This is a genomic window from Alloacidobacterium dinghuense (genome assembly GCF_014274465.1).
Classification (GTDB): Bacteria; Acidobacteriota; Terriglobia; order Terriglobales; family Acidobacteriaceae; genus Alloacidobacterium; species Alloacidobacterium dinghuense.
In genome coordinates this window covers 229,355-242,021 of record NZ_CP060394.1, presented here as the reverse complement: position 1 = coordinate 242,021, position 12,667 = coordinate 229,355, and the positions used below count along the sequence as shown (strand labels likewise).

The window sequence follows — 12,667 nt, the reverse complement described above, 5'->3', positions numbered from 1 at the left end:
GTGCTCCCCCTTGGGGGCATCGTTTACAGCCCAAATCCGGCTAATTCTTTTTCGTCTTCGGCGGTCATCGGATTTTCATCGATGTTTCGCTTGAAGTCTTCGTGATTCGCAACCGTCAGGTAGTTCTGCATCCCGAAAACCACCACATCCGTCATCAAGTTGGCCGATTCGCGCAAAATCTGCGGCAACAGCAACCGGCCCTGCGTGTCGATCTCCACCGTCTGGCCGTAATAGTTCACGCGGCCCATCAGCTTCTTCTTCGCCGGATGAAAACTCGGAATCGCCGCCAGCTTTTCCTCGATCTTTTCCCACTCTTTCAGCGGATAGACCTCGGCAACCTTGCCATCCTTGCTCGTTATGTAAAAGAGCGATCCATAGTTCTCCGTCAGCGGGCGCTTGAATTCCACCGGCAGCTTGAGCCGCCCTTTTTCGTCAACGCGCGCTGTGTGATTCCCACGAAACATCTCTTTGCGACTGCTCGAAACCGGCCTCTTCTCGCCCTATCGGCGAAAATCTGCCAAAATGAACCCAAACTTGATCAAAAACCGCTCTGCGTATCCAGAAAAGACTATTTTTAACCACTAAGTCCCACCGACATCGTAACTCAGTAGATGCAGAGGTCAAAGAGCGTTTTGCTGTGGAGATTCGAGAAATTCAAGCCTGACAAAGGGTTGACAACATCAGACTTGATTAAACCCAACGCATAGTGGCAATCTCATCTAGAAACCACTAGATCAGGTGTTTGCTGATTTGATTCCTGCCTGTTCTTCGATACTTGCCAGAATTGACCTGTCGCGGTACACGATTTCGCCTATTGTTCCCCTACTTCGCGGCACGCCTCTTGTGGCGCTCGCGCAAAGTCCGCTGAACATAGAAGACCAGATAGACCACAACCAGCACGTTTACGAGGGTGAGTACCAATTTTACCCATGTCGGATGCCGCATAATTTCGTACAACTCCCACGGCAGGAATGAGGCCGTAAGAATCAGCGTGAGGTACTCGGCCCAGGTCTTTTCCAGCACTAGTCCAGTGCCTTCGATAAAATCCAGCCCGGCATAGCAGAAGATGGCAATGCTTATCTGCTTCAGGCGGTGAGCATCAATCAATGCAGCTTTGTCCAGCACGAGATTCACGAATCTGCTTTCAGGATCAAAGTGCCAGTCAATCAGCCACCGCAACAGCATGTCTGAGATATCGCGATGCACGAGCTTCAGAGCGCCGATTCCCAGCAGGATGAAAAGCAGGCCTTTCAGCAGCTTGAACCCGCCAATCAGAGCAAGCCAGCGATCGTGCCGATGGTGGGTCTGGGTACTTTCAGCTGCCGTTACGTTCTGTACTTCAGTCATGCGCTCTTCTCATCATAGTCGTCTGGTGCGGACGCCGATAGCTGTTCGTATGTCAGACGCGACAGCGCATGCTCCTTGTGCGGTGACCTGCGTCAGCTGTCAAGTGGATGCAATGGCTGAAGTGAGGTTGATCGAGCATGCGGCATTCCCTTCGGCTGCGATAAGAACTGCCGTGGCCGTACTTATCGCGCGAATGCCTTGGGCCGCGAGATCCTTTTCAGATAAGGTGCAAGCTTCTCCAGAGCAGCTTCGACGCTAATGCCGTAGCGCGCCCGCAGTTGCTCAACCTTGCCATGCTCGATAAAGCGATCCGGCCAGCCAATGCGAACTACCGGAACCGGTAATTGGATTTCGCCGAGCCCCTCCATCACCGCACTGCCGAATCCGCCCATCAGCACGTGATCTTCAAACGTAACGATGACGCCGACCCGCTGCGCATAGCGGGCGATCATATCCCGATCGAGCGGCTTAACGAAGCGCGGATTGATGACCGCTGCCGAATACCCCTGCTGCTCCAGCTTTGCCGCCAGTTCCTTCGCCATGGGCAGCAGCGCTCCCAGGCCGAAGATGGCTACATCATCCCCGTCGGCAATCACTTCGGCTTTGCCGATGGGCAGAGCCGCGGGGCGTGCCTTCACCCGGATACCGGGCCCAGTCCCGCGCGGATAGCGCACCGCACTCGGTCCATCATGCAGCATCGCCGTATAGAGCATGTCGGATAGCTCGTCTTCGTCCTTCGGCACCATGTGCACGATATTCGGAATGCCACGTAGATAGCTGATGTCGAACAGCCCATGATGCGTCGCGCCGTCATCGCCGCTCAAACCGCCGCGATCCATGCAAAAAACCACAGGCAGATTCTGGAGGCACACATCATGCACAATGGGATCAAATGCCCGCTGCAGAAATGTAGAGTAGATCGCGCAGAATGGCTTGTAACCCCGCGTCGCCATACCCGCGGCGAAAATCACAGCATGCTCTTCCGCAATGCCAACGTCGAAATACTTCTTCGGATGATGCGGACGGAAGAGATCGAGCGCTGTTCCGTTCGGCATGGCCGCAGTGATTGCGACAACCTTTTCGTTCTCGTCGGCCAGCTTTACTAGCGTGTTGGCAAATACCTCTGAATACGTCTGCTGCCCAACTGGCTTCGTTTCGCCCGTCTCCGGGTCATACGGCCCAAGCCCGTGGAATTTCTTCTGCTTATCGAGTGCCGGCTGAAAGCCGCGTCCCTTCTGCGTAATGGCATGCAGCAGTACAGGCTTTTCCTGCGTCTTGAGAAACTGGAAAGTCTCAATCAGCAAGCCGATATTGTGCCCATCGAGCGGTCCATAATACGTGAGACCAAACTCCTCGAAGAACACCGAAGGCCACAGCAGCCCCTTTGCCGCTTCTTCCGCGCGGCGAACGACGTTCACGGCAGTCTTGCCGCCAAGGCGCTCCAGCAGTCGCGCCGCGCTGTCATGCAGATGATTCACATGCTGGTTGGTAACAATCTTGTGCAGATAACGCGCAATCGCACCAACGTTGCGATCGATCGACCACTCGTTGTCATTCAGCACAACAATCAGCCGCTTCGTCTGGTCGGCGATATTATTCAGCGCTTCGAATGAAATGCCGTTCGTGAAGGCAGCGTCTCCGGCCAGTGCAACCACATGCTCTTTCCCACCGGCAAGATCGCGCGCCACGGCCATGCCCAGCGCCGCGGAAAGCGCAGTACCGGCGTGCCCGGCGCCGTAAATATCATGCTCGCTCTCTGTGCGCAGCATGAAGCCGTTCAACCCGCCCGCTTGCCGAATCGTCTCAAAACGCTCGCGCCGTCCAGTGAGCAATTTGTGAATATAAGCCTGGTGACTGACGTCGAAGACAAACTTATCCGCTGGCGTGTCGAAGACGAAATGCATGGCGAGGGTAAGCTCCACTACGCCAAGATTCGGTCCGAGATGGCCGCCAGTCTTTGAGAGTGTCTGAATCAGCGTTTCGCGGATTTCCTGCGCCAGAGATTCGAGTTCGGCGACGGAGAACTTCTTGATGTCAGCCGGCGATTGGATGGTATCGAGTAAATGTCCCATTCAGCGATAAGAACGCCTACCTCTATAGAACCCGGATAAGCGCGACCCGTTGCTCCTGCCAGTCCATCAAAAAAGACCCTGTAACAGGGCCTGGTGCCTTGGAACTCTAGGTCTTTCCTCTGAAGTATAAGTATATCAAGTTCTTGAATGTCACTCCGTAAGGGCAGCCAGCGCCTCGTCCGCCGGAGCTTCCTTGCGAAACTCACCCTCCCATTGCGCCACCACAGCCGACGCGAGACAATTCCCCACCACATTGACGGTCGTGCGACCCATATCCATCAGCGCGTCGATCCCCAGAATGAGAAAAATCGGCTCCTGTGGCAGCTGAAAGATCGACGATGTAGCCAGCAGCACCACGAGCACCGCTCTCGGCACCCCGGCCACACCCTTGCTTGTAAGCATGAGTACAAACAGCATGAAAAGCTGCTGCTTCCACCCGAGATGCATGCCTCCTGCCTGCGCCACGAAGATTGAGGCAATGGCAAGATAGAGCGCCGACCCCGCGAGATTGAAGCTGTACCCGGTGGGAATCACAAAGCCGACAATCCTGCGCGGAACGCCAAAAGCCTCCATCGCCTCCATGGCGCGTGGCAGCGCTGCCTCTGATGTGCTGGTGGCAAAGGCAATCGTCGCCGGCTCCGCGATGGCGGAAAGAAATCCTCGCACGGGCACACGAGCGACCAGCGCCGCCGGCAGCATGGCAATCAGCGCAAACGCAATCAACGCTACATACAGAGTCACGAGCAATTTCGCCAGGCTGGTCATCACACCCAGTCCAGAATGCGCAACGGTATACGCGAGCGCTGCCCCGACACCAATCGGCGCGTAATACATCACAATGTTCGTAAATGCGAACATCGTCTGCGTCAGCGACTCGGCAACTCGAAGCAACGGCGCGCGCTGCTCTTCCTTAAGGCGGCCCAAAGCCAATCCGAAGATCAACGCAAAGACCGCCACCTGCAAGATCTGATTCTCGGCAATCGACTTTGCCAGGTTCTCAGGAAAAACATGCAGCAGAAACTGCTGCCACGACAATGCCGAGTCAGGCTGTGCTCCGGTCTGCACTCGCACATCAGTGCGTGCAGCAACATGCGCCTGTTGTGCCGAGGCCTCGATCCCGTTTCCGGCCCGCGACACATTGATCGCCACTAGCCCGATCAGCAACGCAATTGTTGTCAACACTTCGAAATAGATCAGCGACTTCAGACCCAGTCGCCCCACACTGCGCATCTCGCCATGACTTGCGATGCCCGTAATCAGGGTGCCCAGAATCAGGGGCGCGACGATGACCTTGATCAGCCGGAGAAAGATGTCGCTGAAGACACGTGCCTGCAAAGCCACCGCTGGAGCGTCTAATCCAAACTCAACCCCGGCAAGCATCCCCCAGATGATCCACACCGTCAGCGAGCGCTTTCGCACGGCAAATGCAGTAAATGCAATAAGCGCAAGCAGTCGCAGCGTCATCGTCACTGCCACGGTTTGCGGTTGCCAGGCCTGCAGCACAATCCCGATTGCATAGACAACAGCACCGGCTGTACCCAGCCAATACGAGCTCTGGCGACTGTTCCTTCTCAGAACTTCCGTGGCCGTCATCTTATTCACTCTGCCAAACGATACCGCTCCGCTGCTAGCATAAAGCCTGTCAGCTTCTGCGGAAGCTGTGAGGTCATAGAATGCGCGCGATTGACTTGCCTGTTTCACTTGCCGGCCTGCTGTTCTGCTCAACCATGTTGGCTCAGCAAGTCCAGCTGGATCCGCTGGCCAAGCCGGCTCCTTCCGCGAATATGTCGAATGCTCTGACTGACCCGACACTTTCCCCCGGCGTGGCATTCCTCTTTCAGCTCGAAGCGCAATTCGCAAAAGACACAGCAAAAGGTGGCGGCAAGGCCTTCGCCTCATGGTTCGCCGACGACGCTGTAACGCTCGGCAACAAGGAAGCGCCCGTGCTCGGTCACGCGGCCATCGTTGCGCAGACCACTTGGTCTCCCGATCAGTACCAATTGACATGGACTCCGCAAGGCGGACAGATGTCCCCTGCAGGCGACATGGGCTATACCTGGGGCCACTACGAAGGCCACTCCAAAGACAAAAATGGCAACCAGGTCACCACCAGCGGACGCTATATGACCGTCTGGAAGAAACAACCAGACGGCCAATGGAAGGTTGTACTCGATTCCAGCAGTGAAGAGCCGCCGTCAGCCGGCGACTGCTGCAAGATTCCTTAAGTTTCTGCCGAACTACTCGTCCTGCTCGCGCAGCTTCGCGATCACGTTGAAATCTTCCAGCGTGGTCGTATCTCCTTTGATCTCGCCATTGGTTGCGAGCTCTCGCAAAAGTCTTCGCATGATCTTGCCAGAACGCGTTTTTGGAAGTTGCTCAGTAAACCGAATGTCATCCGGACGGGCAAGCGCTCCAATTTCTTTCGCCACCCATGCACGCAACTCGTCCTTCAGTTCTTTTGAAGGTTGATATTCACTCTCCAGCGTGACGAAAGCAGCGATGGCCTGCCCTTTCAAATCGTCAGGACGGCCAACAACCGCTGCTTCAGCAACCTTCGGATGCGCCACCAGAGCCGACTCCACCTCCATCGTCCCCAAACGATGCCCGCTGACATTCAGCACATCATCCACGCGCCCCATCAACCAGAAGCATCCATCCTCATCGATGCGCGCTCCGTCGCCGGTGAAGTACGACCCAGGAATCTCGGACCAGTAGCTGCTCCGGTAGCGATCCGGGTCTTTGAAAATCGTCCGTGCCATCGATGGCCAAGGCTGGCGAATTACCAGCAGCCCGCCATGACCGGCAGGCACGGGCGTTCCCTCTTTTGTAACCACTTCAGGCACAATTCCGAAAAAGGGCCGCGTCGCCGATCCCGGCTTCGTCGGCACTGCCCCCGGAACCGGCGCAATCATGATCGCTCCCGTCTCGGTCTGCCACCAGGTATCGACAATCGGACAACGCCCCTTGCCGATCTTGTCGCGATACCACATCCAGGCTTCGGGATTGATAGGCTCGCCCACCGTTCCCAGCAAACGCAGCGAGTCTAGCTTGTGCTTCTCAGGGAAATGATCGCCCCACTTGATGAACGCGCGAATTGCCGTTGGCGCAGTGTAGAAGATCGTGACTTTATGCGCGTCAATAACTCTCCAGAAGCGGTCCATCTCCGGGAAATTCGGCGCGCCTTCATACATCAGCGTCGTGACTCCGTTTTGCAAGATGCCATACACCACATACGAATGGCCCGTCACCCAGCCAATATCAGCCGAGCACCAGTAAACATCATCGGCCTGCAGGTCAAAGATGTACTTGCTGGTGAGATACGTCTGAACCGAATACCCTCCGGTCGTGTGGACGAGTCCTTTCGGTTTTCCCGTCGTTCCCGAGGTGTAGAGAATGTAGAGCGGGTCTTCGGAATCGAGTGCCTCCGCCGGGCACTCCGGCTCGGCTTTCGCCATCAATTCGTGCCACCACTGATCACGCCCCGCCTTCATGTTCACTGGCAACCCAGACCGCTTATAGACGACGACATCCTTCACCGTCGGGCATTGCAAAAGCGCTTCGTCGACTGTCGCCTTGAGTTTCACTTCGCAACCACGGCGATACGACGTATCCTGCGTTAGAATCGCGACGCACTCCGCATCGTTGACGCGGTCCACAATCGCATGCGCGGCAAAGCCCCCAAAAATGACCGAATGCACGGCGCCAATGCGCGCGCAGGCAAGAATGGCAATCGCCAGCTCGGGCGTCATGCCCATGTAAACAGCGATACGGTCGCCTTTCTTAATCCCCAGGCCCTTTAGAACATTGGCAAAGCGCTGCACCTCTGCGTGCAGATCGCCAAAGGTGAGCTTGCGCACCTCACCGGGCTCGCCCTCCCACAAGATCGCAACCTTATCGCGCTTGTCTCCCAGGGCATGCCGGTCTACGCAGTTGTAGCTTAGATTGATTTTGCCGCCCACAAACCACTTCGCCCAGGGCAAGTTCCAGTCCAGAACTTTCTCCCAAGGTTCAAACCAGTGCAACTCGCGCGCCGCTTCCGCCCAGAAGTTCTCCGGATCCGCCACGGATTTGCGATACCTCTCTTCGTATTCGGTAAGGCTCTTGATACGAGCCTTCGCGGCAAACTCGGCTGGAGGGGGAAAAACGCGATTTTCGCGCAAAACAGAATCGAGATTCGGATCAGGGCTGGTAGTCGTCGACGGCATGCCTCTAGCTATACCTCTTGATTGAATGAAGGATAAAAGCACGAAAAATTGAAATTCGTCGCCCGCAATCACGTTAAAGGTTGAGCAGCATTGGAAGCAAGAGAAATCCTGTCTATACAGGCAGACATCCAGCCGTTGATGGGCTCAAAACAACCGATCTTTTTTCAAAAATTCATTTTCTTATTCAAAAATTCCTCTTTGCGCGAGTTTGCCCGAAGTTGTTAGCATCGTCGGGTTTGTGACTCGTCTCTCTATACATGGAGGATTTGAGTGGCATTTCTTTCTTTCCTCGATCATGAGCGTTCTGTTGCCAGGCCTGGTTTCAGTCGATGGCTTGTTCCCCCGGCGGCCCTTGCAGTGCATCTTTCTATCGGTCAGGTATATTCGTTCAGCGTCTTCAAGATCCCTCTCACGCACCTGATCGGCATCACGAAATCCGCTCCAGGTGACTGGACCCAACCTGAAGTCGGATGGATCTTCTCCTTCGCCATTGGCGTGCTCGGGCTCTCAGCGGCATTCTTCGGCCCCTGGCTTGAGCGTGAAGGCCCGCGCCGCGCTATGGCCTACGCGTCAGTCCTCTTCGCCCTGGGATTCTTCATCGCATCCTTCGGTGTTCATCTTCATCAGCTTTGGCTCGTCTATTTCGGCTATGGAATCATCGGCGGCATGGGACTCGGGCTCGGCTATAGCGCTCCAGTAGCCACGCTCATTCGCTGGTTTCCAGACCGTCCCGGCCTCGCGACCGGCATGGCCATCATGGGCTTCGGCGGAGGAGCCATGATCGGCTCGCCGCTTGCAGTCAAGCTCATGGCCTTCTTCCACACGCCCACCGACGTTGGCGTCGAAAAGACGTTCCTCGTCATGGGCACGTTTTATCTCTGCTTCATGGCATTTGGCGCAGCGCTGGTGCGTGTGCCGCGGCCGGGCTGGAAGCCCGAAGGCTGGCAGCCCAAGCCCGCAGCTTCCGGAATGGTTACGACGCACGGCGTAGCCGTCGGTCCTGCCTTTCGCACGCCGCAGTTCTGGCTACTCTGGATCGTGCTTTGCATGAACACCACCGCAGGCATCGGCATCCTGGAGCAGGCCTCGCCCATGATCCAGGACCTCTTCGGCATCACCGCCATTGCCGCCGGCGGATTCGTCGGCGTATTAAGCCTCTTCAACATGGCGGGCAGATTTTTCTGGTCTACCGTATCCGACTTCATCGGTCGCAAGGCGACCTTCATGATCCTGCTCGGCCTCGCGATTATCGGCTATTCCATCTTGCCCTATACCAGCGCCGCGCACATGAACAGTATCGGTCTCTTCGTGCTGACTGCCGGAATCATGCTCAGCATCTACGGCGCAGGCTTCTCAACTGCTCCGGCGTATCTCAAGGACCTCTTCGGCACCTACAACATCGGAGCGATCTATGGACGCCTGCTTACCGCATGGTCGGTTGCAGGAATCCTCGGCCCCGTGCTGGTGAACTACATGCGTGAGTCCCAGATCAAGCATGGAGTCGATCACGCCGGCGCCTATCAACTCGTGCTGCACATCATGGTCGGCCTGCTGATTGTAGGGTTCCTTGCCAACCTGCTCGTCCGTGCGGTCCCGCAAAAGTATTGGATCAAGAGCGAAGCACCGGCTGCCGCTGCAGGAGGACACTGAAATGGAAAAGAAAAGTTCACCTACTCTCATCGCGCTGGCCTGGCTGCTCGTGTGCATCCCCGCAGCCTGGGGTGTCTACAACACCGTGCTCAGTGCGATGAAGCTTTTCCGCTAGCCCTCTAGCGGAAACGGTAGGCAGCGCCAAAGCTGAACGAGTGGGGTGCAAGCAAGTTTGGAGAAAAGCTCCAGACCTGCTGCTCCCATTCGAGTGGCCGAACATAAACGTATCTTGTCACGCGAACATCGATCCCGGCCCCAAACGCTCCCACAAAATGCACTCCGTTCTGGCCCGAATTCGGATTTGGCTGCTCTCTATTCCCCGACCGAAAGTGACCGAATCCGCCACCGACTTTCCCAAAAGGCGCGAATCGACTCGCACGGAAGATGTATCTGCCGCTCGCACTGAAGCTGTCTTGTTCCCGCGTGCCTTGATCTCTGTCGAGCAGAGTGCGCCATGTTCCCTCCACGCCAAACCCGGTGTGCGGCCTGATGTCGAGTCTGTATCCGCCGTACACACTCAAGCCATTCATGTATACGGTTGGATACGCCCAGTAGTCCGGATTCAATCGCGAATACTCAGCGCCCGCATACCATAGACCCGCGGGTTCCTCGGCAGATCCCACAACCTGACCATGAAGAGGAATAGGCAGACCAAGACCCAACACAACGAGCAGAAAACTCTTCGGCATGCACAGTAACCCTGTTCTCTGATAGAAAACTGCAAGTACTGCAAATTGAAGATCGCTTGAGCGACCTGTCTCGTACAGTGGGGGGAATTTTCTGGATTGTAACCCGACTTCTGTTACGCCTCAGGAAAAATCGGCTGGCTACTGCGATGCGCCCAGCATCGTATAGCGTTGCGGATGCCACTTCCAGGCGCTGGCGACAATGTCTTCCAGTTTGTCGAACGCACGCCGCCAGCCGAGTTCGCGCTCGATCTTCTCCGCGCTCGCAATCAGAACAGCCGGATCGCCTGGCCGGCGTTCCGCTTCTTCAACCGGGATCGGATGGCCAGTCACGCGCCGCGCCGATTCAATCACCTCGCGGATGGAAAACCCCTGTCCATTGCCAATGTTGTAGATCAGCCGGTCACGATCGGCTAGAGCCTCAAACGCCAGCAGATGAGCCTCTGCCAAATCCTGCACATGAATGTAATCGCGGATGCAGGTTCCATCAGGCGTCGGATAGTCCCTGCCAAACACCTTGATATTCTTCCGCTTGCCCAGAGCAACGTCCAGGATCAGCGGAATCAGATGCGATTCCGGTTCGTGCGCTTCACCCCGGCCTTCGATTGCGCCCGCAACATTGAAATACCGCAGGCTCGCATAGCGAAATCCATGAATGCGGTTGATCCAGGTGAGCATCTGCTCGACCAGCAGCTTGGACTCGCCGTAGGCATTCGTGGGCCGCAACGGAGCATCTTCGCGGATCGGCGTAGACTCCGGTTCGCCATACACAGCAGCCGTTGAAGAGAAGACCAGCCGTCTGACGCCGTTCGCCAGCATCGATTCCAGCAGTGTGAGCGTTCCAGCGGAGTTGCTGCGGAAGTACAGCTCGGGCCGCCGCATGCTTTCTCCCGCCTCGATGAGCGCCGCAAAATGCATCACTCCATCAAATGTCCGGGAAGAAAACAGTTGGTCCAACTTAGAACGGTCAGCAATGTCACCCTCGATGAATTCTGCTTGCTTGGGAACCATCGACCGGTGCCCGTGGCACAGGTTGTCATACACGGCTACCTCATGCCCTTTCCTCAATAAAAGCTCGGCAACCGTGCCTCCGACATAACCCGCCCCACCGGTAACTAGAAGGTTCACGCTATCTCCTCGTATCGCTATGAATTATAGCCACTTCTCTTCATCCAGGTTGGATCTTGCTGAGGCAACCGTCTCCGCCTTTATGGCGTCAAATAGGGAACACGCGTCGCCGAAAAAAATTACATCGAGGCTATCGTTTCTGCGGTAATGTTTACGCAGTATCTCCAGGGATAGCGCCCCTGCTAAGCTGGTTACTAGCGGCGTTACTTCTGTAATATAAGAAATGGCTGAGACTGCACATTCTTAACTTTCAAATGTGTCCAGGTGCGATATTGTACGATCACCAATCAACTCCGGGAATTTGGAAGCTGCATTGCTACTGATTTACCAGGAGAGAAGTCGTGTGTTTCAGGTTCGTACGAGGCTCGGAAGACGCTCTGGGATGGCAGAAAAATCACAACAGCGACTGCTTTTTTGCGTCTGTTTTATAAGAAGACACGCAACTACATTGAACCTTTGAAGCAATGAGTATATGGCGAGTAACAATAACGATCTGCTAAATCGTGCGAATTTAGGCCTTCTTCCCGAACCACAAGGTCGTTTCGGCTCTTTCGGGGTCAGTACCGCAGTCAACGTCCTGGCCGGAGCCATCCTGATCCTGCTCACTATGGCTCAGGTGCATCAGCAAAAGGCACACCAATATCAGACGACGCAGCTGGTCTTCCCCGTTGAGCAGCCTAAGCCATATGTCCCGCCCGTTCCCAAGGTAAAGGTCATTCCGCCGCCGCCCAAGGTGCAACCGCAGCAGGCGAAAATTATCCCGCCGAAACCTCAGCCGGAACCGCCAAAGCCTCAAGTAGTAAAGCTCCCAACTCCAGAGACACCACATCTGGTCGCGGCGCCCCCAAAGGCTGTTGCGCCTCCCCCGCAGCCCAAGGTTGGGCTCTTTAAGAGCGCTGCGCCAACGCAGGTAGCCAACAACACTGCGGCCCCGACCATAAAGACTGGCGGATTTGGTGACCCGGTTGGAGTCACGCCGAATCCCAATGCATCGAAGCCCGCGAACATAGCCGCCGTAGGATCTTTCAGTGCCGCACCCGGATTAGGACAGGGCGCAGGAGCGGCCCGTCAGGGTAGCGTGCACGGTACAGCGTTTGGCTCCGGTGTCGCTAATGGCGTTCCCGGCGGAAAGGACCGTGGCACGGTTGCATCGGCTGGCTTCAGCAACGGCGTAGTAGGAGGTACTGGTACTCCGGGAAGCCACGGAACAGTCGCGGTAGGCAACTTTGGCACTCCCGCCAGCGCCGCATCCAGCGATACGCACACCGCCAAGGTCCAGGAGCCTGCAACGACTCCTCTGGTGGTCGTTGCGAAACCGCTTCCTCAGTACACTGCTGAAGCGAAACAATTGAAGATTGAAGGCGATGTGACACTTGAAGTCCGCTTTACCGCCTCCGGACAGGTCCAGGTTATACGTGTTGTAAACGGGCTTGGACACGGACTCGATCAACAGGCGATGCTGGCGGCCGAGCATATTCGCTTCAAGCCAGCCACCAAGAATGGCGCGCCCGTTGATCAGGTGAGCGTGATACACATCAGCTTCCAGCTTGCCTAAAAACATTGCCAATGGTTGTTTTTG

Annotated in this window: 11 protein-coding genes; 4 read left to right on the top strand and 7 right to left on the bottom strand. The window is 56.1% G+C overall.

Features of this window, described 5'->3' with window-relative positions; translation table 11 throughout:
* Positions 1–23 precede the first annotated feature (23 nt).
* From H7849_RS00945 to H7849_RS00930, 4 genes are all read right to left on the bottom strand, one after another.
* Positions 24–464 carry a division/cell wall cluster transcriptional repressor MraZ gene (locus H7849_RS00945; protein ID WP_186743577.1) on the bottom strand — a complete coding sequence of 147 codons (441 nt, stop codon included), beginning with the start codon at positions 462–464 and terminating at the stop codon, positions 24–26.
* 358 nt (positions 465–822) lie between these two features.
* Complete coding sequence (locus tag H7849_RS00940; RefSeq protein WP_186743576.1) at positions 823–1,347, bottom strand: DUF2127 domain-containing protein; 525 nt, start codon at positions 1,345–1,347, stop codon at positions 823–825.
* Between the two features lie 182 nt (positions 1,348–1,529).
* The gene (dxs, locus tag H7849_RS00935; protein WP_186743575.1) at positions 1,530–3,419 is read right to left on the bottom strand and encodes a 1-deoxy-D-xylulose-5-phosphate synthase; all 1,890 of its coding nucleotides are present in this window, start codon (positions 3,417–3,419) and stop codon (positions 1,530–1,532) included.
* 150 nt (positions 3,420–3,569) lie between these two features.
* Positions 3,570–5,012 carry a dicarboxylate/amino acid:cation symporter gene (locus tag H7849_RS00930; protein ID WP_186743574.1) on the bottom strand — a complete coding sequence of 481 codons (1,443 nt, stop codon included), beginning with the start codon at positions 5,010–5,012 and terminating at the stop codon, positions 3,570–3,572.
* Positions 5,013–5,092: 80 nt separating this feature from the next.
* Here H7849_RS00930 and H7849_RS00925 point away from each other — a divergent pair, with 80 nt between their 5' ends.
* Positions 5,093–5,644 carry a YybH family protein gene (locus H7849_RS00925; RefSeq protein WP_186743573.1) on the top strand — a complete coding sequence of 184 codons (552 nt, stop codon included), beginning with the start codon at positions 5,093–5,095 and terminating at the stop codon, positions 5,642–5,644.
* Between the two features lie 12 nt (positions 5,645–5,656).
* Here H7849_RS00925 and acs read toward each other — a convergent pair whose 3' ends face one another.
* Positions 5,657–7,624 (bottom strand): acetate--CoA ligase, encoded by a 1,968-nt coding sequence (gene acs, locus H7849_RS00920; RefSeq protein ID WP_186743572.1) that lies wholly within the window; start codon positions 7,622–7,624, stop codon positions 5,657–5,659.
* Positions 7,625–7,894: 270 nt separating this feature from the next.
* On the opposite strand from acs, the gene H7849_RS00915 reads away from it, so the two are divergent.
* Together H7849_RS00915 and H7849_RS27230 are read left to right on the top strand one after the other, a co-directional pair.
* Entirely contained in the window at positions 7,895–9,274 is a 1,380-nt protein-coding gene (locus H7849_RS00915) for an L-lactate MFS transporter (protein WP_186743571.1), read from the top strand.
* A 1-nt stretch (position 9,275) separates the two neighbouring features.
* Positions 9,276–9,389: an MFS transporter small subunit gene (locus H7849_RS27230; protein WP_432756516.1), complete on the top strand. Its 114-nt coding sequence runs from the start codon at positions 9,276–9,278 to the stop codon at positions 9,387–9,389.
* Between the two features lie 4 nt (positions 9,390–9,393).
* Here H7849_RS27230 and H7849_RS00910 read toward each other — a convergent pair whose 3' ends face one another.
* Both H7849_RS00910 and galE read right to left on the bottom strand, forming a co-directional pair.
* Complete coding sequence (locus H7849_RS00910) at positions 9,394–9,963, bottom strand: outer membrane protein (protein WP_186743570.1); 570 nt, start codon at positions 9,961–9,963, stop codon at positions 9,394–9,396.
* 138 nt (positions 9,964–10,101) lie between these two features.
* Entirely contained in the window at positions 10,102–11,088 is a 987-nt protein-coding gene (galE, locus tag H7849_RS00905; protein ID WP_186743569.1) for a UDP-glucose 4-epimerase GalE, read from the bottom strand.
* Between the two features lie 472 nt (positions 11,089–11,560).
* Here galE and H7849_RS00900 point away from each other — a divergent pair, with 472 nt between their 5' ends.
* The gene (locus tag H7849_RS00900; protein WP_186743568.1) at positions 11,561–12,643 is read left to right on the top strand and encodes an energy transducer TonB; all 1,083 of its coding nucleotides are present in this window, start codon (positions 11,561–11,563) and stop codon (positions 12,641–12,643) included.
* Positions 12,644–12,667 lie beyond the last annotated feature (24 nt).